General features: G+C 63.1%; 26 protein-coding genes and 1 pseudogene. 2 read left to right on the forward strand and 25 right to left on the reverse strand.

All coding sequences use genetic code 11. The annotated features are described in order from the left end of the window. Positions 1–40: 40 nt before the first annotated feature. The 19 genes and pseudogenes from ltrA to HMPREF2914_RS25990 form a co-directional block, all read right to left on the reverse strand. On the reverse strand, positions 41–1,738 hold the full coding sequence (ltrA, locus tag HMPREF2914_RS25900; protein ID WP_023980180.1) for a group II intron reverse transcriptase/maturase: 1,698 nt from the start codon (positions 1,736–1,738) through the stop codon (positions 41–43). Between the two features lie 620 nt (positions 1,739–2,358). Continuing rightward, positions 2,359–3,258: pseudogene (locus tag HMPREF2914_RS25905) on the reverse strand (DEAD/DEAH box helicase family protein); the annotation flags it as partial. Between the two features lie 136 nt (positions 3,259–3,394). Next, complete coding sequence (locus tag HMPREF2914_RS25910) at positions 3,395–3,700, reverse strand: hypothetical protein (protein WP_003098895.1); 306 nt, start codon at positions 3,698–3,700, stop codon at positions 3,395–3,397. An 89-nt stretch (positions 3,701–3,789) separates the two neighbouring features. Beyond that, positions 3,790–4,110: a hypothetical protein gene (locus HMPREF2914_RS25915; protein WP_003098896.1), complete on the reverse strand. Its 321-nt coding sequence runs from the start codon at positions 4,108–4,110 to the stop codon at positions 3,790–3,792. A gap of 50 nt (positions 4,111–4,160) precedes the next feature. Beyond that, on the reverse strand, positions 4,161–5,294 hold the full coding sequence (locus HMPREF2914_RS25920) for a DUF6094 domain-containing protein (protein WP_254916320.1): 1,134 nt from the start codon (positions 5,292–5,294) through the stop codon (positions 4,161–4,163). A gap of 40 nt (positions 5,295–5,334) precedes the next feature. Next, on the reverse strand, positions 5,335–5,985 hold the full coding sequence (locus tag HMPREF2914_RS25925) for a hypothetical protein (RefSeq protein WP_008266552.1): 651 nt from the start codon (positions 5,983–5,985) through the stop codon (positions 5,335–5,337). A 104-nt stretch (positions 5,986–6,089) separates the two neighbouring features. Beyond that, entirely contained in the window at positions 6,090–6,431 is a 342-nt protein-coding gene (locus HMPREF2914_RS25930; RefSeq protein ID WP_006226014.1) for a hypothetical protein, read from the reverse strand. Positions 6,432–6,533: 102 nt separating this feature from the next. Further along, positions 6,534–6,860 carry a hypothetical protein gene (locus HMPREF2914_RS25935; RefSeq protein ID WP_006226013.1) on the reverse strand — a complete coding sequence of 109 codons (327 nt, stop codon included), beginning with the start codon at positions 6,858–6,860 and terminating at the stop codon, positions 6,534–6,536. Between the two features lie 94 nt (positions 6,861–6,954). Continuing rightward, positions 6,955–7,644: a DUF3275 family protein gene (locus HMPREF2914_RS25940; RefSeq protein WP_006226012.1), complete on the reverse strand. Its 690-nt coding sequence runs from the start codon at positions 7,642–7,644 to the stop codon at positions 6,955–6,957. Between the two features lie 58 nt (positions 7,645–7,702). Next, entirely contained in the window at positions 7,703–8,632 is a 930-nt protein-coding gene (locus HMPREF2914_RS25945) for a DUF3577 domain-containing protein (protein WP_006226011.1), read from the reverse strand. 366 nt (positions 8,633–8,998) lie between these two features. After that, entirely contained in the window at positions 8,999–9,352 is a 354-nt protein-coding gene (locus HMPREF2914_RS25950) for a DUF3085 domain-containing protein (RefSeq protein WP_006226010.1), read from the reverse strand. Positions 9,353–9,493: 141 nt separating this feature from the next. Further along, positions 9,494–10,306, reverse strand: coding sequence for a hypothetical protein (locus tag HMPREF2914_RS25955; protein ID WP_006226009.1), 813 nt, complete (start codon positions 10,304–10,306; stop codon positions 9,494–9,496). Between the two features lie 287 nt (positions 10,307–10,593). Further along, complete coding sequence (locus HMPREF2914_RS25960) at positions 10,594–10,872, reverse strand: hypothetical protein (RefSeq protein WP_003108989.1); 279 nt, start codon at positions 10,870–10,872, stop codon at positions 10,594–10,596. 96 nt (positions 10,873–10,968) lie between these two features. Continuing rightward, on the reverse strand, positions 10,969–11,706 hold the full coding sequence (locus HMPREF2914_RS25965; RefSeq protein WP_003098947.1) for a DUF5983 family protein: 738 nt from the start codon (positions 11,704–11,706) through the stop codon (positions 10,969–10,971). A 213-nt stretch (positions 11,707–11,919) separates the two neighbouring features. After that, positions 11,920–12,312 (reverse strand): hypothetical protein, encoded by a 393-nt coding sequence (locus HMPREF2914_RS25970; protein WP_003098949.1) that lies wholly within the window; start codon positions 12,310–12,312, stop codon positions 11,920–11,922. Positions 12,313–12,333: 21 nt separating this feature from the next. After that, the gene (locus HMPREF2914_RS25975; RefSeq protein WP_005408894.1) at positions 12,334–12,585 is read right to left on the reverse strand and encodes a hypothetical protein; all 252 of its coding nucleotides are present in this window, start codon (positions 12,583–12,585) and stop codon (positions 12,334–12,336) included. A 296-nt stretch (positions 12,586–12,881) separates the two neighbouring features. Beyond that, positions 12,882–13,193 carry a hypothetical protein gene (locus HMPREF2914_RS25980; RefSeq protein ID WP_003108988.1) on the reverse strand — a complete coding sequence of 104 codons (312 nt, stop codon included), beginning with the start codon at positions 13,191–13,193 and terminating at the stop codon, positions 12,882–12,884. A 336-nt stretch (positions 13,194–13,529) separates the two neighbouring features. Further along, positions 13,530–14,030 carry a signal peptidase II gene (gene lspA / locus HMPREF2914_RS25985; RefSeq protein WP_003098955.1) on the reverse strand — a complete coding sequence of 167 codons (501 nt, stop codon included), beginning with the start codon at positions 14,028–14,030 and terminating at the stop codon, positions 13,530–13,532. 3 nt (positions 14,031–14,033) lie between these two features. Beyond that, positions 14,034–16,946 carry a heavy metal translocating P-type ATPase gene (locus tag HMPREF2914_RS25990; protein WP_023980182.1) on the reverse strand — a complete coding sequence of 971 codons (2,913 nt, stop codon included), beginning with the start codon at positions 16,944–16,946 and terminating at the stop codon, positions 14,034–14,036. A gap of 91 nt (positions 16,947–17,037) precedes the next feature. Here HMPREF2914_RS25990 and cadR point away from each other — a divergent pair, with 91 nt between their 5' ends. Beyond that, complete coding sequence (gene cadR, locus HMPREF2914_RS25995; protein ID WP_003098965.1) at positions 17,038–17,436, forward strand: Cd(II)/Pb(II)-responsive transcriptional regulator; 399 nt, start codon at positions 17,038–17,040, stop codon at positions 17,434–17,436. Positions 17,437–17,503: 67 nt separating this feature from the next. Here the strand turns inward: cadR and HMPREF2914_RS33215 are convergent, their stop codons facing one another. Further along, complete coding sequence (locus HMPREF2914_RS33215; protein ID WP_071537898.1) at positions 17,504–17,872, reverse strand: DUF3703 domain-containing protein; 369 nt, start codon at positions 17,870–17,872, stop codon at positions 17,504–17,506. A gap of 12 nt (positions 17,873–17,884) precedes the next feature. Further along, positions 17,885–18,088, reverse strand: coding sequence for a sterol desaturase family protein (locus HMPREF2914_RS32855; protein WP_023657334.1), 204 nt, complete (start codon positions 18,086–18,088; stop codon positions 17,885–17,887). A 417-nt stretch (positions 18,089–18,505) separates the two neighbouring features. Between HMPREF2914_RS32855 and HMPREF2914_RS26005 the strand changes: the two genes are divergently transcribed. After that, positions 18,506–19,141: a cation efflux transmembrane domain-containing protein gene (locus tag HMPREF2914_RS26005; protein WP_003098972.1), complete on the forward strand. Its 636-nt coding sequence runs from the start codon at positions 18,506–18,508 to the stop codon at positions 19,139–19,141. Between the two features lie 723 nt (positions 19,142–19,864). On the opposite strand, the gene HMPREF2914_RS26010 is transcribed toward HMPREF2914_RS26005, so the two are convergent. From HMPREF2914_RS26010 to HMPREF2914_RS26025, 4 genes are all read right to left on the reverse strand, one after another. Further along, positions 19,865–21,895 carry a DNA topoisomerase III gene (locus HMPREF2914_RS26010; protein ID WP_003116834.1) on the reverse strand — a complete coding sequence of 677 codons (2,031 nt, stop codon included), beginning with the start codon at positions 21,893–21,895 and terminating at the stop codon, positions 19,865–19,867. A gap of 283 nt (positions 21,896–22,178) precedes the next feature. After that, the gene (locus HMPREF2914_RS26015) at positions 22,179–22,619 is read right to left on the reverse strand and encodes a single-stranded DNA-binding protein (RefSeq protein WP_003098976.1); all 441 of its coding nucleotides are present in this window, start codon (positions 22,617–22,619) and stop codon (positions 22,179–22,181) included. Positions 22,620–22,692: 73 nt separating this feature from the next. Next, positions 22,693–23,220 (reverse strand): DUF3158 family protein, encoded by a 528-nt coding sequence (locus tag HMPREF2914_RS26020; RefSeq protein WP_003098978.1) that lies wholly within the window; start codon positions 23,218–23,220, stop codon positions 22,693–22,695. Next, positions 23,217–24,008: a PFL_4669 family integrating conjugative element protein gene (locus HMPREF2914_RS26025; RefSeq protein WP_003098981.1), complete on the reverse strand. Its 792-nt coding sequence runs from the start codon at positions 24,006–24,008 to the stop codon at positions 23,217–23,219. Before HMPREF2914_RS26025 ends, HMPREF2914_RS26020 begins: the two co-directional genes overlap by 4 nt. Between the last annotated feature and the right edge of the window lie 299 nt (positions 24,009–24,307).

The raw sequence follows: 24,307 nt of genomic DNA on the forward strand, positions 1-24,307 counted from the left end.
AACCGCACGTACCAGTTTCCCGGTATGCGGCTCAAGCCTTTCAAAGTCCCCTTGCGGGAACCGGTTTCACTACCTCAATACCGCGGACATGGATCAGGTTGTGACAGTTCTGATGTACCAAGACCAGATTGGAGGGGTTGTCAGAACCCCCATCGACCCTTCGCGTGATGTGATGGACATGCCATCCCGTCTCACTCGTGATCTTTGTTTGACAGATAGGGCAGAACCCTTCCTGATCCAACCATAGTCTCAACAGACGTTGACGGCCCTTCAGTTGACCTACCATCTTGAAGCCCAGACGAGCCTCAAAATAGGTTTCCCATTCGGGATCGAAAGGATTGGCATCGCCTTTGATCATGCTGTGGCGAGCAATCTTTACCTTGCTGGCTAATGCCAGTGTCGGTACTACGCCTGATGTCGGCACATTCGTCCTGTCGGCAAACACCCAGCTACGGAACTTCAATTGGTGAAAGTATCTCTCCTTCACCCACCTTACGCCCCGCTTCGGATGCCTGCGCTTGGCCCAATGCCAGAGATAACGCCATATCTGGTTGTCCACCTTCTGGAACACCTCGCTCGAACATGCGTGCCTGTGGTACATCGCCCAACCCTTGATGACAGGATTGAGTGTCCGTATCAGATCCGCCTGCTTTGATGCCCGATGAGCGGTGACTGCCTCTTTCACCTTGGCCAAAAGCGTGACAACGCTCTTGGTTGAGGGTTTGATGATCAGCTTTCCGCTGTACTTGCGAATGTTTTGGCCGAGGAAGTCAAAGCCTTCACTGATATTGACGATCCGCGTCTTTTCCGGCGAGAGCGAGAGACCCCGCTTAGCCAGAAACTCGATGACTACCGGCATTACTTCGTCACGCAAGAACTCTTGCGTGGCTCCGGTAATCACAAAGTCGTCCGCGTATCGAACCAGATTGAGCTTCGCTCGACGCCCCTGCACTGTTGAGCGCGGAAACGCCTTCTCCAACTCGCGTTGAAGACCATCCAATGCCATGTTCGCAAGCACCGGGGAGATGATGCCGCCTTGCGGCGTTCCAGCTTCTGTCGGAAAGAAGCTGCCATTTTCGATGAAGCCAGACTTCAACCACTTGGATAGAACCTTGCGATCCATGGGGATGGATGCAAGGAGCCAAGAGTGGTCGATGTTGTCAAAGCAACCGGAAATATCGGCGTCCAGAACCCATTCCGCGCAATCCTTTCGGGCGAGTACCTTGAAGCAGTACTCGACGGCATCTGCCGTAGCGCGTCCAGGCCTAAAGCCATAGGAGTTGCGGTCGCCGGTCGTCTCGCTAATCGGTTCCAATGCCAGCAGGTATAACGCCTGCATGGCACGGTCCCTCATAGTCGGGATTCCCAACGGGCGCATCTTCCCGTTCGCCTTGGGGATCATCAACCTCCTGAGCGGCTGCGGCTTGTAGCCGTGCCGGCCAAGTGTTTCGACGGCCCTACCTTTGGCCTCCGGGGTTGACCAAGTCACCTTGTCCACCCCCGGCGTTGCCTTTCCACGATTTTCGGTCACCCGCTTCACGGCCATAGCTTTGCCGCTAAACGAGTGGGTCAGCAGCCATTGCAAGGCTTTCACCTTGCCCCAGCGACCTTCCCGTGTTGCCTTTACGATACGCGCTTGGAGCCTTCGCACTTCACGATGACATTGAGCCCAGTCGATGCTGTGCCATGTGACCGATTCATGTGAGGGCGCACCCGCGCAAATTTCTTGCGTAGTCATCTGCAATTCCCTCTTAGAAAATAAGGTTGATCAAGCAATCTCGTAGAGAAAGACCATGTGGAAGTCTGCTCGCTTTCGCGCGGGATGATGTCGCCTTACGGCTCAATCCCTATCCGACCCGTTACAGGCCGGCGTTCGCTTTTTCCACGTTCCTTTACCCGCATCCCTAACAGCGTTCCTTACGGTTCGCCTGCCCCGAGAGGCAGAGATACGGGCTTACCCTGTTTCGAGTAATTGACAAGAGTGGGTTAGACCCCCGCCTTTCCACCGGCAACTTGAATGTCCGTGCTGCTCCACACGAAAAGAAGCAGTCCAGTTGCGTGCCTTTTGGCTCAAGCCTGTCAGCATCTTTGGCTTGTTCAACATAACGGTGTTTAGATAGCGGTTCACATTTGTTGGTCATACCACCCAGCCTAGCCCCGCACCCGCATTGATGCTCGCAGGCGTGGTCGGTTCTCGCGTTCCGACTTTCCCTTTCGGGCAGGTACATTGTCCCGGCAGCTTCACACAAGACTGTTGCCAGTCCTGCATGTGCCGGTAGGCTACTGATGACGGAACATCAGGTCTCCTGACTACCTTGCGGTAGTTGAGACAATCAATTACGCGACTTCAGGTCGCACCTCGTGGATGTTGTCGCCCAGCATCGAGGCCAGGAAGCCGTCACCGAACTTCTGCATCAGCTTCTGCGCAGTGACTTCCCCGATGGTCGGGATGCGCTTCAGGGCTTTGAGGACGGCCGAGGACTGGTCGCTGCCGGACAGGCTGCGCGGGCGGATCAGCGTCCACAGGGGCGCAGCGCAATGGCTGCACTTCCTGCGGTACTCCTCGGCTTCGAGCGCGACCGGGTTGACCGGCTCGCCGTCGAGGTCGGTGATGACCGTGCCGCAGTCCGGGCAGGCCGCCACGTCGCCGTGGCGGGTGCGCCGCTGGGTGAAGACGGGCTTCCAGTGGAAACCCATCCGCATCCTGACGCGCCCCAGGACGAAGAACTCCTGGCCCGTGGGCTGCACGCCCAACTGCTCACGCAGCTTGAGGAGCTTGACGAGCGTATCCGGCCCATTGAGCACCCATACCTTGGCGCCGGCCACCGTCTCCTGGATCTCCCGCCGCCACTTGTAAACCAAGTGCGGTGGCGACAGGACCAGAGTGCGGCGGTAGCCTTCGGCGTTGAGCACGGCGGCCGCGGCGATGCCAACGGTCGTCTTACCACAGCCCATCTCGCCATTGACGATCGCGGCGCGTTCGCCACGGTCGATCAGCAGCTCGGCGGCGGCGTGGACGACTTCGGCCTGGGCCGGGAACAGCTTGCGTTTGAGGCTGGCGACGATGAGCTGCCGGTGCGCCTGCGGTTGGCCGGTATAGACAGGCGGGTTGGCGCTGTTGAGGGCGTCGAGCAGTTCGTCGCCGAACTCGCCGACGAAATCCTGAAGGCTCAGGGTCAGAGGGGATGATTCCGCGTCGAGCAGTTCGCCCTGTACGGGCGCGGCGTCAGCGGCAGTGGTTTCGAGATCGAAGGACATTGTGATGCTCCAATGAAAAATGGGGCATGCACCACCCCCAGCGGGGCAATGGCATGCCCCGTGGTGGGAAGGAAATCGGCGCGCGGCCGAAGGTGGTTGAAGATGCTGGCCTGAGTGGCCTGCGGGTGAACCGTGCTCAGTCTTCGGACGGCAGCACGATGGCAGTGACGCTGCGCCCCGCATCGGTGATGATGCGAATGGCGAGTCCCGGGTGGATCACATAGTGCGATTCCAGCGACGCGCCCGATTGAAGTGCAACGCCGTTGGCGTGCCATTGGCAGACGTTGACGTCACCCCAGTCGCCACGGGTGTGGCGCCTGAAGTACGGAATCGGGTCCAGGCGACCCGCGCGGACAAGGCGATCAATGCCTCGGCTGAAGATGAGCGCCCCGATGGGGAACGCCAGCCTCTGGCAGTAGGTTTCGATGCGATGCGATGCCATGGGCTCCTCCTTGAAAGGCTATTGAGCCACGACACCCCTGGCGGAGTGAAGTGGCTCCGTCAAGTGGATGGGATGACGAGGCGGCGCCTTCAGATCAGGTCGCGCTCTTCGGGAAGCTGGACCACCGTGGTCTGGTGGTCTTCGCTGGTCTTCACGAGCAACACCAGTTCCGGCGTGATCCGGTACTGGGAGATCATCAGGTTGTCCTGTTGGATTGCGACGTCGTTGGCTTGGCGGGTGGCCTCATCGATCTCGCCCCAGTCCCCGCGCACATGGCGCTGGACATAGGCCAAGGGGTCGATCAGGCCTCGCCGAGCCAGCCAATGCACCTTCTCGCTCAACTTCAACGTACTCGGTGCGAACAAGGGTTGCTTGCGCGGCGCAGGCCGCTTGAACGGATTGGGGAACATGGTGTTTCTCCTTCGATGTGGTACAGCAGGACGGCAGCGCGTCCGGTGGATCAGCGAATGGTCAGCACCTCGCCCCTTGTCGGGGAGCCAGGCGTCATGTCCCACGCGCGGATAACGGGCACAAACTTGTCGGTGAGGATGCGTGTCTCGGCGATGGAGCCGTCTTCGCGTTCGGTGAATTCCCGCTGGAGCGTCTTGTCCTTGTGGGTGTCACCTTTGACGACGAGCACGCGCCCCGTCTGGGAGCGCACGACGCCGGAGATCGCGCCCGCGGCCAGAGCCAGGGCGAGATGCCAGTGGGACAAGGCCCGCGCCGGTGGACGCAGCGACTGCTGCGCGGTCCCCAAGTGCGTGTCCAGCGACGGCCAAAGGCCTTGCAGCCGGCCAACCTCGTCGGCGAACTGTTCGGGCTCCATCGTCACGCGGAAGAAATGCTCCGGCTCGGCCGGACTGGCGGGGACGATGTACGGCAGGAACGGCCATTCGCTCGGCAGTTCCTCGGCTTCGACTTCGCCAAGCCCAACCTGCAGCAGCAGATTGCGCACGGCCTTGACGCCATCGGGTGCCAGCTCCCGCTGACGGACCCGGCGGCCGAAGATCACCACCTGCTTGAACTGCGTTTCCACCGCTCGGTAGATACGCAGATCGGTGTAGTGGCGCGTCAACCAGCCGACCAGCTCCGCGTCGAGCACGTAGCCGGGGACGATGAAGACCAGCACGCCGCTGTATTGCAACAGCGACAGCGAACGCTGATAGAACAGCTTTTCGAGGCGGGCACGGCCCTGGCCCTGATAGCCGATGTTGCCGTTGACGTCCTTGGACAGGTCGCCATACGGTGGATTCAGCCACAGTAGTCCGAAGGACTGCTTGGAGATCATCGTGTCCATCAGGTCCGCGTGCAGGCAGTGATCGACCAGGCCGCGGGCATGGCGCGCCCGCTCGGCGTCGAATTCGACGGCGAACGCCTTGGCCTGTTCGCGCCCGAGGGCATGAGAGGCTTCGGCGATTGCCACGCCTTCACCGGCGCAGGGATCGAGGATGCACATCGGCCCGTCGCTGGGCATCAGTGCGTTGAGGGCTCTTTCGAGCGTGGGTTCGTCGGTCGGGTAGTACCCATTTTTGGCGAAATTGCGGGCGAGCCGCGGGAACATGAGAGCCATGGAAGTCTCCTGGTTGGCGGGGATGAATGACGGAAGCACGCCAAGGCGTGCCTCCGAGGGTGGGTCAAGCCGCCACCGCTTCCGGCGTCCAAATCTTGGCCGGATAGGGATAGGCGGTGAGCGCGTCACTGCGGATCAGGGAGCCCAGCGCCAAGCTCAGCGCCGGCACGTCGATGGCGAGCCGATGGCCTTCCAGCGGCCCGAGGGCGGACGGAAGGCGGGCCAGCATCTCGCGGCTTTGCAGCAGTTCCAGCACGGTCTCGCGCCAGTGGTCGAGCAGCGGCAACGGGCAGGTGTCCCGCACCAGCATCCACAGGCGGTCAAGCCGGTGGGCGCTGTCACGTGGCAGCAGTGCCAATGCGCTGGCGTTGGCCTTGTCGGGCTTGACGCAGCGCCGGTCGAACAGCCACACGTTGGACAGCGAACCGAACAGCGTTCGCCGGTAGGCGCGCGTGATGCGCTTTTCCAGGCGATCGACGTTGCCGATGAATACCGGGACGCTGCCGCCCTGGTCGGTGATGACGTGGAACTGGTCCAGTCCCTGCTCGTCGCGCCCGAGGGTCAGGCGTGCAAGGAACTGCTGGACGGCGGTGTCGCGCGCCCAGATGGACAGGAAGATCAGGTTGCCCTGGTCATCGCCGACGCAAGCGTCGGCCATAACGTCCGGGCATTCGTCGATGTGGAACAGCGTGGTGGATGAAGTGTGTGCGTGCATGGTGGTGTCCTCGATGAAATGAGGGGCAGCACCGCCCGCAGGGGCAGCGAATGCCCCGTTAGGCATGAAGGAATGCGGATAAGGTGTTCGATCCGCTTGGGCGTTCAGAACGTCTGTTCGGTGAACGAGCCGTCGGCCTGATGCTTGACTACACGGTTGCCAACGTTGCCCTCGCAGTCCTGTTGGACTTCGGTGAACATGCTTTCGGGCACGTCGATGTGGAAATGGCGCAGGACCACTCGGTAGTAGTCCAGGTAGTGGTTGAACGGGTCGCTCTCGTGCAGGTTGCTGTACAAGAAGTCGTCGCTCTCGACCTTCGCGGTATCGTCGATCAGCTCGGCCGGCTTTTCGATGAATAGGAAGAAGTAATTTGCCGGCCGGTCCCAGCCCAGTACGACGGTGATGGGAAAGCCCTTGTGAACGGTGTCGAAGTAGTGCCGACTCATGGTGATGTCCTCGGTGAATCGGAAACAGCACCGCCCCTGAGGCAGGTGCTGCCCCAAGGGGTGGAGAAAAGCCGCGCAAGCGGCGATGACGTGTGCCGGACCTCAATAGTCCGAATCGCAACCGGACGGGCAATAACCCAGTTCGATTCCGTGCGAGCAGTAGCCGTTTTCGGCGTTCCAGTCCTGGGTTTCCTGCCTTTCGGCCGGTGTGGCGTAGCCCCATTCCTGTGCGATCTGCAGCGCCTGTGCGCGTTGCTCTTCCGGCAATCGACTGGCTTGCGCGTCGATCTCCGAACTGAAAAGCGTGACCCAGTGGTCCCAGGACAGGCCACAACCACGCTGGGCGTGCTCGGCGGCTGTCTTGCAAACAGCTCGCCACGCGGGTTCACCCAGCGAAGAACGGGGTGTATCGCAATCGATGGTGGACATGATGGAGACCTCCAGAAGAAAGCCGGGGGCCTCCCCGCATAGGGAAAGAGCCCCGGCGGGTGGATGAAGAACACCGCGCATGCGGTGTCTGCGATCACGCAGGTTGCAGTTCGGCCTGGCGGCTCCACTCCTGCGTTTTGAAGTCCAGCGCGTAGCCCAGATCGCCCAGGCGGGCGATCTGCGCGCGCAGGGCGCGGCGGTCGATGGTCGAATCCAATTTCACGGAATCGCCCAGCGGCCAGAGCAAGCCGAACAAAGCAACGTCGCCCTCTTCGGTGCTGCCAGGGGCAGCCGCCGCAGCGGGCGTCGGTGCATCCACACCGAAGGGCGTGGTATCGACCAGCGGGTCCGCCGAGGCCTGCACGGGTGCGGGCTTGGCGGGTCTGGAGGCCTTGGCGGGCTTGGCCGGCGTTTCCGCAGGCTGCGTCCCCAGCTCTTCATCGAGTGGATCGACTTCCTGGGTGGCGAAGCTGCGGGCCTCATCACGACTCAGTTTGTCGATGCCGTTGAGCGTCATGCCGTCGAGGTTTGCGCGCACTTCAAACCGCGCGCCGCCCGCGACCGGATAGGACTTCGCGAAGATGTAGCGAATGACGAAATCCCCGTCGTACTTTCCTTCGGGGTACTGCTCCAACTCCGCGTCTTTAACCGCGAACTCGCCGATGGGGGTAGAAAGGCGCCCAACCGTGAACGGGCCGTTCTTGCCCCGGATGGTCCGCAACGTGAGCTGGCCCGGGACGACGATGGGTAGGGCTGATCTCGTAGGTGCCGATGTGGCTGCCATGATGGTTCTCCTTGGACGAATAGGAAAAAGGCAAGGCCCCGTGAGGGGCCGTGCCGGATCAGAACGAAGCAGCCAATGCCGGCTCCTGCTCCTCGACTGCACATTCGGGCTCGCGCTCGGCGGGCTCGGCAGATTGGTAGGAAACGGCGTCGGCGGCAGTGTCGATGGCGTTGGCGGCTTCGGACGCGGGTGCGTCCTCCGCTGGCGCTGCCTCGGCATGCGCCTGGCTCGTCGGATAGACCTGGGTGCCGTCGATCTTGATCAGACCGATGTGGACCAGCGTCGATTCCAGGCTTGCGGCCGGTTCCCCAGCGTGCTCGCCCTTGGTGCGGATGTACGGATCGATCTTCATGTCGTTCAGACGAAAGGCGATCAGCACCTTGCGATCCCCTTCGATGGCCTGCACGCATCGGCGAACCAGATGCTCGGCTTCAGGGGTGGCGACGATCGTGTCGAAGTACCGATATTCCGGTTCATCGACAGGTCCGGCCAGCGCGGCGATGGAGCACGACAGGAACGGGTCACCATCCTTGGGGGTGACGTCCTTCGGACGGTTGAGGTAGCCGATGCCACGGGTGATCAACTCGTGCTGCTCGATCGAAGCCAGTTCGGCCCGCTCGATCAGCTCGGCCTTGAGCAGTCGCGCCTTGAGGGATGCGGCGGCCTGGCCTTTCTGTTCGCCCTTGTCGCGGATGTAGGCATCGCCCCAGAGGTCGCCGAGGCGAAAGCGCACCAGCGGTCGCTGCTTGGAATCGTCAACGCCGATGTAGCGCTGAACGAGCTTCTTGGCCTCGGCACCCGAGACCTTGACGTCGAAGTAGCGGTAGCTCGGGTCCCTGGCGGGGCCGACCAGCGCGGCGATGGTGCAGGCCAGGAAGGGCTGCGCACGGCGGCCGCCCCTGACGGGCACCTCACGGACACGCTGGAGGTAGCCGATGCCCGAGGTGTGGAGGTCGAAATACGATTTCTCGTTGGAAGTGGTGTTCATGGTGAATCTCCATAGGGAAAAGCGGAGACACACCGAGCCCACGCATGCGGGGAAAGGTGCGTAACCCCGCGGTGGGTTGATAAGGCGAAAGCATCCGCCACCAGGGACTGGTGGCCGCTCGCGGATGGATGCGGTGCGAGCTGGCTCGGTCACGCAGTGGAAACTGCGCCGCAACCTCGAAGACCGATGGTTGCCTGGCATGTCGCTGACAGCGTCAGCAGGCATGGGGTCAGCATGGCCGGGCCTCGCGCGCGCGACAGCAATCAATTGGCATCCGCGCGTTTCCCTTTGTCCACGCAGCCCGGCTCAGCGCAAAAGAAAGCCCCCGGTGTGGGGGGCTGCGAGAGTCGAGTGGCGGTTGCCGCGCTATGCGGGAGGCACCACCTCCAGCGACAGATGTGTGGCGGTGGCCGACAGCATCAGGTCGTCTTCGGTGTGCAGGATGCGCGTGAATACGCCGTCCTTCGGGTCGAAGTACTCCCCGAAGTCGTCGCCGCCCAGTTCGGCGCGCGCCAGTTCCCACCAGTCGTCGAACGGGTCGGTATCCGGGTTGCAGCCGACGGCATAGGCCAGCAGCTTCACACGCCCATCCGGGCGGCGCTCTCCCTGCTCGGCGAGGAAGTACACGCCCTGGTCCTTGACCAGGATGACGCGGCATTGGCTGGCGATGGCCTCGGTCAGCACGGGGCGCAGGTCGGAGCCTTTGAATCGCAGTGACATGGTTGAAATCTCCTATGTGGAATAGAGAAAAGGCCCTCCATCCGCATGGATGGAGGGCCTGTGGGCACATGGCCCATGGGCGAAACTTCGTGGCGGGACCCACGGGTCAGCCGTAGAACCGGCAGGATTCAGTTTCCGGCGTCATGCCGGCACCGCCTGGCGCTGCCGGGTAGCCTTGGCGTCGATCACGCTCACATCGATCAGGCGCCAACGTCCGTCGTCGATGAGTCGCTCCAGCACTTCGCCGAGCATGTCGAAATACACCTCGTCATGCCGATCGACCAATTCGCCGTCGCGATGCAGCTCCACCACGTAGGTGTCGCCGCCTCGGTCGTACAGCACCGTCACCCGGCCCTCGAACTTCGCGGTCGAGACCGTGAAGCTGATCGCCGGAGGCGTCTCGATGATCTTGGACGGCGTCGGATCGACCCAGGTGAAATCCCGGGCACCCGCATCGACCAGCATGTGGGTGATGCGCCGGAAGCCATCGGGCGCCGGCATTTCCTCCAACTGCTGGATGAGCTGACCCAGCTCCATGCACTGCGGCTCGGGAATGGGCAGCTTGGCCGGCGCGGAGCCGAGGATGTGCGTCTTGACGGTGTAGGGAATGCCGTCGGACGTCATCTCGGTGCGCTCTTCCGGCGTGTCCGCCCGCAGCCCATCGAAACGGCGCCGTGCGTAGGGTTGGACATGCACCTTGGCGCCTTCGTCGGGGACGGTGGTCACCAGCTTGGAATCGAGCACAGCGAACTCGCTCGGCTTGAGCTTGACGACGATGGCATCGTCGGTGATGGCGACTACCTTCCCGTCGAAGGGCTGGGGGTCGACGGCGAAGCCCAATGTCGAAGATTGCGGCTGATCGTCGAACACGCGGTACTTGAACGACCGCACGTTGCGGGGCACGTGGCCTGCGACTAGCGAAGGCATCATGGATTTGATGAGGGAACGGTCCATGGGAATCTCCTTGAGGAAGAAACAAGGGATTCCCCGCCCGCAAGGGAGAGGTCCCTTGTGGGTGGTGTGGATGGACGCGGTACGTCCGTGGAAAACATCGACCAGCACGGCTTCCCGTGCTTGCAGCCTTGAAGGTCTTGGCTGCCTGGGCATGTGTCGGCAACGCCGACGAACATGGGGCAAGAATGGCCCGGGAGTAAGCGGCCCGCTTGCAGGAAACGGCACCCCATCGCACCCGCTTTCCAGCGCTGCGGGCGAGAAAAAGCCCCTCGAAAGGGGCTTGGGGGTCAGGCTTCGTACACGAAGTAGTGTTCTCGCTGACGCGGGAAGAACACGTGCTTCCACGTGTCGCCGCTTGTGTTGCCACCGTCGAATACGACCATTTCGTAGTCGTCAATGTCGGTGTCCACCAGATCGGCGCTGTCGATATGGCGCATGTGCAGCGTACCGCTCATGCGCTCGAACACCAGGATCTGGCCGATGGCGTCGTCCTGGCTCATGGCGTTGACGCAGGCTCCAAGCTGATTCTCGAAGTCGGGCGTGGGCAAGATGAGATCGGGGAACATGAGATTGCTCCTATGGAATTGAACCAGCCCGGCTCCTGGTGGGAGGCGGGCTGGCATATGGGGGATAAAGGGGAAGGCTTGCGCGTCGCGTGTCTGCTAGGTCTCGGCCAGTGGCAAGCCCAGTAGCGCGGGTGCGTCGGCATCGAGGATGAGGATGCGCACATCTGCCTGGCCGGCCAGTTCAAGGATGTTCGCCAGGTCGTCAGGCATGCCCTTGTCGCGGTGCTCCTGTCGAAGCTGCTCAGCACTGATGCCCTCGGCATATTCCAGGTTCTTGTCTGTCCAGGGCGTGGAGATCAGCTTGACGCCAATCGCCGGGCTGTACGGAACCCGAAAGGCGATGAACAGAAAAGCCTCCGGCGTGGCGAGGTCTGCCAGGTTGGCGAGGTACTGGCCGGTTTCCTGGCAGATGTGCGCGCTGCTGACTTCCCAGCACCGGCTGTAATAGCCGGTCTCGAAACTCAACCGCTGCACCACGTCTCGCGCGGCTTCGGCCGAATAGGTATCACCGACATGGACCGGGCGGCCGTCGAGGTCGTCGCCATGGATGGCATAGACCACGGCGCCCACCACGCCTTCGCCGTTGATGCCTTCAACAGCATCACATTCAGCAATCAGCTCGTCGCTGATGGCGTCAGTGCCGCTTTTGATCAACGCGAAGTCGCTGGTGACGATGCAAGGCGATGAGATCAGGTCGTTGTCGGAAAGATGCGCTTGGCTCGTGTGGATGGATCGCCAGACATGCGGGCTTCCGTCCCCGTAGCAGATGCACAGCGTTCGGACGACTCTCAGATTCCAGTAGCCGCGTACAAAGGGATTGGGATTCTGGGTCATGGAATTTCTCCAGATTGAATAATGGAGCCAATTCCCGCCACCGGGAATTGAACCCCGGTGGGTTGAAAGTGGAAAAAGCGTCAGGCGGCACTGATCGAGGGCTTTGGGCCAATCGGCGCAGGCTGACGGAAGAAAAATCGAGGGACATGGCCGCGTGGACGCATGTCCCTCATGGGCAGTGAACAAAAAGACGGTGGTATGCCGCAGACCGGCTCACCAACCGCTGTAGTTCACCAACAGATCGGCGATGACCTTGCGGCGTTGCAGATCGAGACCATCGAAGTCCGACAGTCCTTGGAAGTGGCAGCGCTTGAGCATGGCACCGCCCTCGCGCGCGTTGTAGAAGCTGAACATGGCGGACAGGAACATGCGTTCCCCGCTGCTCAGGACGCCGAGTGCGTCGTTGGCACGCAGCATGTCGGGACGCAGATCCCACTTGCTCTTTGCCTGGTTCAGGCCTTCGCGCGTGCCGTCGCCAAACCATTGCGGGCCTGCGATCTCGACGCCGCGCTTCCAGACCTCGAAGAAGGCTTGGGGCGCGGCGGCGAAATGCTGCTCTTCCCGCATGATCTGATCGACGACTTCCTGGGGCAAAAGCTGGTTCATGACGTGGTTCCTCCAGTTGGATCAGGGTGTGGCGAGCTGGGACCCGCCGCCTCTTTCGAGGGCACGTTGAGCCGCGGCATAGCTGCGGAAGTACTGGCAGGATTCCCGCGAAACGGGACCTTCTGTATCGCGCGTGCCGATGTAGTGGCCGGCGGCGCTATGCAGGATTTCGAGCGGCAGGAACTTGCCGCAATGGATCAAGGCCAACTGGCCGAAAGAGGCTTGCTGGGACGTGGACGGGCTCCTTGGAAAAAGCGGGGCCTCGTCCCTCACGGGATGGCAGCTCCCGCACGCGGTTGAGAAAAAAGCATCGGCGTCACGGGTGACGCGCGTCCGCAGACTCGATGCGATGGCGGACTGGCGGGTAGCGCGGAAAGAATCCGCGGCAGCCTGGAAACTCTGGCTGCTGGCATGGTGCTGACGAATCAGCGACACATGCGGGCAGCTTCATGCGCGAGGCGAGCCGCGTCAGCCGGAAATCGGCATTTGCAACAGCCCCGATTGGCGAACGCGGAAAAAAGAAAGCCCCGCAATAAGTGCGGGGCTCAGGAGGATGAGGCGAAACTGGGTCAGCGAGGCCTGTCGCCCAGTACATGCTGCTTCCACAGGGCGAATGCCTCGTCCGGTCCCAGCTCTGCGAGGATGACGATGGGCTGGCCCCGACGGGCACGCAGCGATGCGAAATACGCTGGCCGGTCGGCGATGGCGTTGAGCTTGATGCCCTTTAGGAACAGCAACTGGCGGGGGCGAACTTTGGTGGTAACGCAGGCATGATTGCGCTTGTTTGGGGCAAAAGGGCCAGCGAAGCGGGCGGACACGGCCAGAAAACCGCGACGAACTACTTGTACTTGCCAGGCGAGGCGAACGGGTGACATCAGCATATCGCTATGCGGTAAAGAAGACCGTCCTAAAGCTTGCAGGATCCCGGCATAGCTTCATCATCACCTCTCCGTGACGGCTCATTGGAACGAAAAAGGCCAGCATCGCCGTGATGGACTTTCATAATTGCCAGGTCAACTGGCTTGCGTGCTGTTTATTCACAGCAAGGCATTGCGACGTCGTTGCAGCAATCGCCGCCATCGCAACAGGGCGTTGCAGCAAAAGCGGCGGTGGGCGCTAGCATGAGGGCCAAGCCGCGGCCGCTCATGCTGGGGGCCGTTCTCTTCAGATTGGTGTCCTGCACCGTGTGCATTGCGAATTTCCGGATCGTCCCAATGTCACTGGGACTCCTTTGTGGCGGCCGGGTTCTCCACGCTCATGAACGACTGGGCCACCAGCGCGATCGCCCCGCCCACGATGGCCATGTCAGCGATGTTGAAGGCGGGCCAGTGCCAGCCGTGCAGGTGAAAGTCGATGTAGTCGATAACGTGCCCGCGCGTGGCGCGGTCGAACGCGTTGCCCAATGCGCCGCCCAGAATGAGGCTGTACGAAAGGCCTTCCGTTTTGCGCAGCGGCCGGGAGAGCAGCCATGCGAGCCATGCCGATATTGCGAACGCGATCGCCAGAAAAAACCACCGCTGCCAGCCGCCCGCGCCAGCAAGGAAGCTGAACGCCGCGCCGGGATTGAGAGCGTGAACTAGGTTGAAGAATGACGCCACCTCGTGCGACCAACCCAAGGGAGTTGTCGCGTCAATGTAGCTCTTAGCTGCCTGATCGCCGGCGAATATAACGATCGCGAGTGAGTACCACTGCGTCTTGCGAAGAGATGGTTCATCCATTGTTCATGCCGCCTTGAACTTCAGGAGGCGCAGCCCATTGACGACAACCAAAAGACTTGCCCCCATGTCAGCGAACACAGCCATCCACATGGTGGCATGCCCTGTGAACGTCAACGCAAGGAACACCGCCTTGATGCCAAGGGCCAGAACGATGTTCTGCGTGAGGATCGCCGCAGTGCTACGCGACAGCCGGATGAAGGCGGGGATCTTGCGCAGGTCGTCGTCCATCAGGGCGACGTCGGCTGTTTCGATCGCGGTGTCGGTGCCGGCCGCGCCCATGGCGAAGCCGATGTCGGCACGGGCGAGCGCGGGCGAATCGTTGATGCCGTCGCCCACCATGCCCACCTGGCCCTCGCCGCCGACCAGGCTTTCGATGGTCTTGAGCTTGTCTTCGGGCAGTTGGTCACCACGGGCTTCAGAGATTCCGACCTGGGCAGCGATGGCCGCGGCCGTGTGCTGGTTGTCCCCCGTCAGCATCAGCGTGCGCACACCCAGCGCCTGCAGGTCGGCCACCGCCTCACGGCTGGTTTCCTTCACGGTGTCGGCCACTGCAAAAATGCCGAGCACGGTCGCATCGTCCATCAGCAGGATCGCTGTCTTGCCTTGGCGCTCCAGGGTCTCCAGCCGAGCCTGGAGCGTCGCTTCGCTCAGGCCCAGCTCCTGGGCGAGCCTGTGGTTGCCCATGTGCAACATGCGCCCGGCGACGCGGCCGCGCACGCCGCGGCCAGGCAGCGCCGCGAAGTCGTCGACCTCGTGCAGCGCGATGCCGTCACGGTTCGCCTTGCGGGCGATGGCCTGAGACACAGGATGGTCCGAGCGTGCCGCGAGGCTTGCGGCCCAGGCGGCAACTTCCTGCGCCTCGCCGATCAGCGGCACGAAGTCGGTCTGCTCGGGCTTGCCATGTGTGAGTGTGCCGGTCTTGTCCAGGGCCAACGCCTTGAGCTTGCGCCCGCCCTCCAGGTAGACGCCACCCTTGATCAGGATGCCGCGTCGGGCGGCAGCGGCCAAGCCACTGACGATGGTGACCGGCGTGGAGATGACCAGAGCGCAGGGGCAGGCGATCACCAGCAGTACCAGGGCCTTGTAGACCCAGTCAAACCATGCGCCGCCGAAGGCGAGCGGCGGCACGACGGCAACCAGCACGGACACCGCGAACACCGCCGGCGTGTAGACGCGGGCGAACTGGTCGACGAAGCGCTGCGTGGGCGCACGGCTGCCCTGCGCGGACTCCACGGCATGGATGATGCGCGCGAGCGTCGAGTCGCTGGCGCCTGCGGTCACCTTGTATTCGAAAGAGCCGGTCTCATTGATGGTTCCGGCGAAGACCTGGTCACCTTCGGCCTTCTCGACGGGCAGGCTCTCGCCGGTGATGGGCGCCTGGTTGATGGCCGATCGACCCGAGGTGATCAGGCCGTCCAGTGCGATGCGCTCGCCAGGACGCACGCGGACCACCGCGCCCTTTGCGACCTCCTTGGCCGGCAGCTCTGTCCATGAGCCATCGGCCTGCCGCACGGTCGCGGTCTCGGGCGCCAAGTCCATCAGCCCCCGAATGGCGTTGCGGGCGCGGTCCAGCGACTTCGCCTCGATCACTTCCGCCAACGCGAACAGGAACATGACCATGGCGGCCTCCGGCCAGTGGCCGATCGCCATGCCGCCGGTGACCGCGATGGCCATCAGGGCGTTCATGTTCAGGTTGAGGTTCTTCAGCGCGATCCAGCCCTTCTTGTAGGTGCTGAGGCCGCCGGTGAAGATCGAAACCAGTGCCAGCACGATCACGGCCCAATGATTGCCGTCGTTGACCCAGTACACGCCTTCGGCGGCCACCGCCGCAACGCCCGAAACCGCCATCGGCCACCAATTGGTCTTGTGCGCGGCCACCGGGGCATCGCGCGGCTCATCAGTCCTCTGGACCTCGGCTTCCATGCCCAGCGATTCGATGGCTTCGACTGCCGGCTTGATCGCGTCGGGTGTGTGCCGAACCGTGAGCGTGCGCTGCATCAGGTTGAAATCCATTCCCTGCACGCCCGACATGCCTTGCAGCTTGCCGCGGATCAGACTTTCCTCGGTCGGACAGTCCATCTTCGCGATGCGAAGTACCGTGGTGGCTGTCTGCATGTCCTGCCGCGCAGCCTGCATTCCAATGGAAGCAAGCGCCTTCTCGATCGGCGCTGAGGTCGCCAGCGTGTGCTGGACTCCCAGCACACGCTGCATCAGATTGAAGTCGAGCGCGGTCACACCCGGCAGCTTGCCCAGCCGGTCGCGGATCAGCGCTTCTTCCGTCGGGCAATCCATGTTCTCGATCCGGTACGTCACCCGCTCGCCGATCGGCGGCGCGGAAACGGCAGCGGTTGGTTGCTGCTGCAGGGCCGAGGATGGGATCACAGCCGCGGCTTCGATCGGCCCCGTGTGGCCGAAGGTCTGCTCCTTGGCGCGCATGCCGATCGAGGCCAGGACCTGCTCCATCTGCGCGCGTGCCTGAGCGAGGTGTTTCACCGACAGGGTGCGCTCAGCGAGGTCGAAGTCGAGGTCCTGAATTCCCTCGACTGCCCCGAGGTGCGAGCGGATGAGTTTCTCCTCGCTCGGGCAGTCCATGTTCTCGATGCGGTAGGTGGTCGACACGGCGGCGTCTCGGACAGCCTGAGCCTTCATGCCCACCGAATTCAGCGCTTGCTCCAAGGCATCGGCCGAGACTTCGCGGTGCGAAATGGTCAACAAACGCTGCGGAAGATCGAACAGGAGCCGCTCGACACCGGGCATGCCCTCCAGCGTTCGCCGCACCAGTGCTTCCTCATTGCGGCAATCCATGTTGCTCACGTGGAAAACGGTGGTTTCAGTGCTGGCCTGCTCACTGGCGCACGCCGTCTGTTGGCCATTGCCGCCGGAGCAGGCGCATGGGCTGGAAGGTTCTTTGTTCATAGATCGCTCTTCATTGACAAGGTTTTCCCCGGATGCCATCATTAGAAAACCTCTAGTAGATATAGAGTCAAGTTTTTTATAGGAAGCAACCATGATGCGGATCGGTGAACTGGGCAAGAAGGCAGATTGCTTGGTGCAGACCGTGCGCTTTTACGAGTCAGAAGGCTTGCTGCCCGAGCCTGCACGTAGCGAGGGCAACTTCAGGCTCTATGACGAAGTCCATTTGCAGCGCTTGCTGTTCATCCGCCGCTGCCGGGCGAAGGACATGACGCTGGATGAGATCCGTCAACTGCTGAACTTACGGGATCGGCCAGAGTTGGGCTGCGGCGAGGTGAACGCGCTGGTCGACGCTCATATCGCGCAAGTGCGGACCAAGATGAAGGAATTGCGCGCCTTGGAGCGCGAGTTAATGGATCTGCGACGCTCCTGCGATAGCGCCCGAACCTCGCGCGAGTGCGGCATTCTCAACAGCTTGGCCGAGCCCGCCTGAAGCTCGAGCGTGTCATCGGTGCTGGAAGTGATCGGGTCCAGTTCTGAGAGCCACGTGCCGCGCTCCATCATGCGAAAGCGCGCGGTTCTGACGTTTTGAGACGGCGTGCGACCGAGGGCGTGGCCCACAGGAGCCAGCGCGAGCCGGACGACCTGCGCGCCGCAATCTCCGCCACCTTACGGGTTCTCCAGGCCAGACCGAGCATCGCGGCGTGGCTGCGCAGGTGCAGGCCAAGGTAGCAGTGCGCCACGACGCGGCCCGACTCATGGGCACGCCACGCAACTCGCGATCGCTTCGCAAGAAGCCGCAAGGCCCGACTCGCGCAAGAATGCGACGTGGGCAAGATCGTATAGCCAGCAGCGCAAGCGTTTGCCGCTGCTGGCCGGCTCCGGAAGGGATAGACAAGCTGCGGGCCGTAGTCCATTGGAAAGTCCATCTTTCTTGAGTGTCACTCTTTGGCGCCCAGCGTGTGCTTTTGCGACCGGAAAGCGCTGAACAAGTGGCCCCCGGGCATCCAGAAATCGCCGTAGTTGACTTGGGCGTCTTCGTGCTCACGCTTGTGATGCCAGCGATGGGCTTCAGCCACCCCGATCAACAATCCCAACGGCCCGACCCGGTATCCCAGATTGGAGTGCTGGAAGGCCAGATGCACGACCAAGAAGTCGAGCCATGCGCCGACGGCCAACCACAGCTTGGAACGCCGCTACTGGCTCAACGGGGAGTGGAAAGGCCGCCCGCCCTCTAGCAAGGCGGCACAAGCGAGCGCGACGATCACTGTGAGTAGCTCCGTCGGAAAAGACGGCCGGCCGGTCGCGAGCTCGCCGAAGAGCACAACCGCAGTGGCGCCACGGATCAGTGGATAGCAGCCATACCGGATGACAGTCGCAATGAAGGGGGCGCATTGGTGCTCATCTGTTCTGTCCTAAAGCTCTGACTGGATTGGAAAACCTTCTAGCTACGGTAGAGTCAAGGGCGTCCGGGAAGACCCTGTGGCAAGTTCGTTGCATCTGCGCCTTGACTCTCCAGCCGCTACAGGCTTCAGCATCCATCGATTTGGAAGGAACAATGCATGGCTGAAAACCACAGAAATCACGAAAACGACGAGTTGGGCCGCCTAGATGCGAGCGATGCGAAGGACCGAAAGATTCTTCTGACTGTGTTGCTGATCAACCTGACGCAGTCCGCCGCCGGCATTGCCCTTGGCATCTGGGCTGGCTCTACGGCGCTGATGGGCGCCGGGTTGGACAACCTCGCCGATGCGTCGGTCTATGCGGTTAGCCTGTATGCCGTCGGTCGTGCGGCAACGGTCAAGGTGGGCGCGGCCCGCTTGTCGGGTTTCTTGCTAATCGGCCTGGCCGCGCTGCTGCTGTTGGAAGTCCTACGCCGCTTCGCTGGAGGGGAAGAGCCTGTCGGCCCAGCCATGATGGCCATGGCCGCGCTGAACGCGGCTTTGAACCTAGTGTGCCTCAGACTACTGCGCCGCCATCGCGGGGAAGATGTGAACTTCAAGGCGTCAGCGATCTTTACCAGCAACGACTCCATCGTCAATGGTGCGATTGTGCTGTCCGGGGTGCTGGTGATGGGGTTCGGGTCGAACATCCCGGATCTGGTGCTGGGCGTCATCGTGGCCGCAATCGCAGCGAATGGGGGGCGGGAAATCCTGCGCGAAGCATCGGAAACAGCTCGCCGTAAGGCGGGCACATAAGGCATGTTTTCGCCCAGTTCATCCCGAGGTTTACCTCTGCAAAAGAGGTAGTCCAGCCTTTGGGCTACGGCCTCGGCTGCAGCCGAGCGTACCATTGGCGATGGCCGCGCGATAGGCGGGCATGCCGTTCTCGACCTCCGTCTGCCGTACAGCAGCGGTGCGCAAGGTTGAGGGTGCATGTCGTCTCTCCTGTTCGTGTGGCCCAGGCCAATGGCCGGGCCGGGACGTTGATGGGCAGGAGAATGGCGCCGAAGGCCCAACGGCCTTCGGCTCGGGAGAAAAGAGGAACCACCCGTGGGCTGATTGGCAGGCCCGGTCGTCGCTAGAACCGTCTGCTCATCAAGCAATCACACCCGGCCCATGTCGTGGCTGGGGCCGGCATCGTCTGGCGCACATCCGCGCACAAAGGGAGCCCGTTTTTGCACCGGCGGGCACCGGCACCGATTACCGCTGACCACGAAGGGTCTCCCGGTGGCTCGTGCAGCCTGGCAAGCCACCGGGAGACCCTTCGCAGAGGGCGGAAGAAACGCAGATCAACAGAACGCGCGTGGTGCGGCTCGCAGAGAAGCTACCTTCAGGTCCCGCGGCCGGGGACGGCTGGGCGGGACGCGCACACGGATCAAGAAGGCGTTGCGCGCTGGGCGTCCCGCAGGGCATGCGGCGGAGTGCGGGACAGGGGCCACGCCGCCGAAGGCGGGCACGGCTCACGGGGAACGGGGGCGGTCAGGAGCCTTTGCGGCCGCTACGGCGCGGGCGCGAGGCGCCGCGCTTGGAGCTGCCGGATTCGACTGGCAGCGTGCCTTTGCAGTCCGGGTAGCGGCTGCACGACCAGAACGGGCCGCTCTTGCCGCTGCGCTGGCGCGTGGGTGCGCCGCACTGCGGGCATGCCGGCCCTTGGGGAACCTTGATGGACAGGGAGGCGCTGCCGTACTGCGCAATCAACTGCGAAATCCACGCGGCCTGCTTGCCGATGAACACGTCCAGGGTGAGCTGTCCGGCCTCGATCATGTCGAGCGCCTGTTCCCAGACGGCGGTGGTGCCAGGGTCGGCAATCGCCGCAGGCACGGCATCGATCAAAGTGAAAGCCGCATCCGAGGCGCGGATGGCGCGCCCCTTCTTCACGAGGTAGCCGCGAGCGATCAGGCCGCCGATGATGTTGGCCCGCGTCGCTTCGGTGCCGATGCCAACCGTATCCTTGAGCTTCTGCTTCAGGCGGGGATCGGACACCAGCTTGGCGACGCCTTTCATGGACTTGACCAACTCGCCTTGCGTGTACGGTTTGGGCGGCAGCGTCTTGAGTGCCTTGAGATCGACGTCGGCCACCTGGCATGCCAGGCCCTCATACAGTTTCGGCAGCGCGGGCAGCACCTGGGCGCGGACCGCAGTATCGCCCTCGCCATCACCGTCTTCGGCCTGCGGCTCGGCGAGCACCTGGCGCCAACCCGGGATGACAACCTGCTTGCCCGTGGCCGCCAGGTTCTGCCCCCCGCACGAAAACTTGGCCACAGTGCGGTCGAACTCGTGGTGAGGGAGGAACTGCGCCAGGTAATGCGACCGGATGAGCCTGTACACGGCCAGTTCCTTCTCGCTCATGGCGGAGAGCTTCGCCGGTTCGAGCGTCGGGATGATGCCGTGGTGCGCCGTGACCTTGCCATCGTTCCAGGCGCGCGAGCGCTGCGAGCGGTCGAGCTGGCCCATGATCGAGCGCAGCGAGGGATCGGTCTTGAGCAGGCTGTCGAGAACGGTGGGCACTTCGGCAAACATGCTCTCGGGCAGGTAGCCGGAGTCCGAGCGGGGGTACGTCGTGGCCTTGTGCGTCTCGTACAGGGCTTGGGCAATCTCCAAGGTTTCCTGCACGTCCAGCCCAAGCTGCTTGGAACACACTTCCTGCAAGGTGCCCAGGTCGAACGGCAGCGGCGGGCCTTCGCGGACACGCTCAGTCTCCACCGACACGACGTGGGCACTGCCCGCAGCGCGGATCTGCTGCATGGTCTGCTGTGCGACCGGCTGCCGCAGGCAGCGGCCTGCGTCGTCGGTGCACGCATCGGGTGGAACCCATTGCGCGGCGAAAGTCGAACCGCCTGCGAACAGGGACACGGCGATGGCCCAGTATGGTACGGACACGAAGCGCGCGATCTCGCGGTCGCGGTCCACAACGAGCTTGAGCGTCGGGGTCTGTACGCGGCCGACCGACAGCACGCCGTCGTAACCCGCCTGTCGCCCCAGCACCGTGAACAGCCGGCTCAGGTTCATGCCCACGAGCCAATCCGCACGGGAGCGCGCCAGCGCCGAGTGGTACATCGAAAGCGTCTCGGCCGAAGGCCGCAGCTTGCCCAGTGCCGCCCGAATGGACGCATCGTTGAGCGCCGACAGCCACAGGCGTTCGATGGGGCCGCGGTAGCCGCAAAGCTCCACGATCTCGCGGGCGATCAATTCGCCCTCGCGGTCGGCATCGGTGGCGATAACCAGGTGAGTCGCCTTCGCCAAGAGCGCCTTGACGACCTTGAATTGCGTGGCGGTCTTCGGTTTGACCTCGACCCGCCAGTGCTGGGGAATGATGGGCAACTGCTCAACGGACCATCGTTTGAGCTGCTCGTCGTAGGCCTCGGGCGGCGCCGCCTCCACGAGATGGCCGATGCACCAGGTGACCGTGACGCCGGAACCGTTGAGGCAGCCTTCACCGCGCTGCGTGGCGCCGAGAATCCGGCCAATGTCTTTGCCCTGGGAGGGCTTCTCGCACAAGAACAGCCGCATATCCGTCCATCCCGATTCCTGTTGTTCATGGAGTTGCTGGGATCGAGGATGCCGAGCGCAGCCCCTGGCAGCAGCAAACAAGCCGCATGCGGCAGCGACCGCTTTCACGCCGATGAAATGGCGAGTGCGGGGAAGGTGCGTGGCCGGAAGTGTGCGGGCCGAGAGCCGCGATTTCCGGGAGCGCGCGTGGAACTCGGTGGACGTTGGTGGAGCTATCCCCTGGGGATAATTCGCAGCGCATGGAGGGCGGCGAAGCACTGCGGCAGCCGCCCTCCATGCCCGATCACTTCCTGCGCTTGGTCTCTTTCGGCGCCGTCGATTCCTGGGTGGCCTGGGGCTTCGGCTCTGCCTCCTGTGGCTTCGGGCTGAGGGCCACAGACTCGATGCGGTACGGCAGGATGCCGACACTGCGCGCGTTGACCTGCCAAGTCTCACGCGGCTGATCTTCGTTGTCCGTCCAGGGGTCGCGCTCCATGCGGCCGACGACCAGCACCCGCATGCCCTTCTGGTAGAGCTGCTGCCAGCGGTCGGCGTCGTGGTGCCAGAGTTCCACCGGCGCCCAGAAGCCGCCGCGGTCCTCGAACTCGCCGCCCTTGGTGGGGACGGGGTTGTCGAAGTACACGTTCAGCCGGAGCAACCGGCGAGGATCGTCGTTGCCATTGGGGAATTCGCGGTACTCGGGAGGCGATCCGATGTTGCCCTCGCCGATGAATTGTGTGCTCATGTTGGAATCTCCGTGGTGGTTGAAATACCCGTGCCTCGTTGGGCTCGGGCGCGTGCTCGGATGGCAGGCGCAATCACCGATCGCGCACTGCGGCAGGAACGGACGCGAGCCGGCGCAGGTAGGTGTTGTCCGCCTGCGCGGCCTTGCTGGCGCATTCCTGTGCTTGCCTGCCCAGGGTGTGCAGCAGGCTGATCTGCATGTTCAGCATGACGCGCTGCAGTTCGATCTCGTGCAGGTCGTGCAGCAGGTTGACCGGCGTGCTGGGGCTCGCCATCAGCTCCTGCCACAACGCCACGCCCATGGCCGATCGATCGTGCTTGCGCCAGCGAAGAAAGGTCGTGCCTGCGCCAGTGGTCTGCTGGGCCAGCTCGACGGGAAGCAGGTGGAAGGGATGCCCGCACGCCTGTGGCAGCACCTGTCGCTGCGCCAGGGCAATCAACTCGTCGCGCATGGCGAAGCACTGGCTGGCCCAGGCCTCGAAGTCCCCTTTACCTTTAAAAGGCTTTAAAAGGCCTTTTAGAGAGGCCGCGTGTTCCAGCCGCATGAAGGCTGGCTGTTCCAGACGACGGAAGTAGCGCGGTTCGCGGTTCGGGTCGCTCATGCCGGTTCGTCCTCGCCGGCGGCTGTGGACTTGGCCTCGGCCGAATCGGCGGCAGCGCCTTCGTCGGTGGGAGATGCGGCTGCGGCAGCGCTATCACCACGCTGTTGCAGACCACGGCGCACGACGGGCGGCGCAAACTTCGAGCGGCGCATGCCTTCGAGCACGTCCTGCGGCAGTTCGCCGAACTTCTCCAATGCTGCCCGAGCTGCGGCGTTCTTGGCCGCGAAGTCGTCGCGGGTGCAGCCCGAGTAGCGGTATTGCTGGGCCAGGCTGAACAGGCTGCGCAGCGCGTGGGCACCTTCGTTGAGCCAGCGCTCCAACGTCGAGCGATCGATCAGCGCGGTGTGGTGGGCGAGGATCAGCTTGCGCGCGATGTCGTCGTAGTCGGCCAGGAGATAGACGGCGGCAAAGCCCAACTGCGCATTGACGAACAGCGGAAGCTTGACGGGCTGCACGTTGAGGTTCTCGCCCAGGGTCAACGCGGCGGGCACGCCGGCCAGGGCCTGGTCCACCTGGTCGCGCAGCGTCTGCAGCGTGGTCCTGGTCTGGTCGAGCTTGTCTTCGATGCGAAGCATCCACCAGTCGCTGTATGGGTCGTCCTGCTCCGAGCCGCGCTTCATCTTGTTCATGACGGCGATGTAGCCGTTCAGGCCGACGATGCCCGGTCGCCCCTCGGCGGCGGCGCGGCCATGCCAGATGCGCGAGGCGTGGTGGGTGTGCAGCGTCAGCGACATCGCGCTGCGCAGGGAGCCGAGGTTGAGTTGCAATGGTTCGTTGCTGGTTGCCATGGTGATCGCTCGCTGGTGGACAGGGAGCCGCCAGCATCCGCATGCAGCGGAAGGCAGTCAGTCAACAAACCGAAATGAGCCGACCCCCGGTTCTGTGCGCGCTGGCGGCGCAGCGCGCAACGGTCCCCTGGGGACCGCTCCGCAGATGGGCACTCACATCGGCGTTCCCGTCCTCGGTTGTTGACGGTATGCGTGCTGCACCGCACGTCGCGCTGCCGTTCGACACGATCCTTCGCCGCGCAGCCGTCCCCAGGGGACCGTTCCGTTGAGCGCCATGGAGGTCTGCTTCATGGTCTTGC

Source organism: Pseudomonas sp. HMSC067G02 (assembly GCF_001813485.1).
In the GTDB taxonomy this organism is placed as follows: Bacteria; Pseudomonadota; Gammaproteobacteria; order Pseudomonadales; family Pseudomonadaceae; genus Pseudomonas; species Pseudomonas aeruginosa.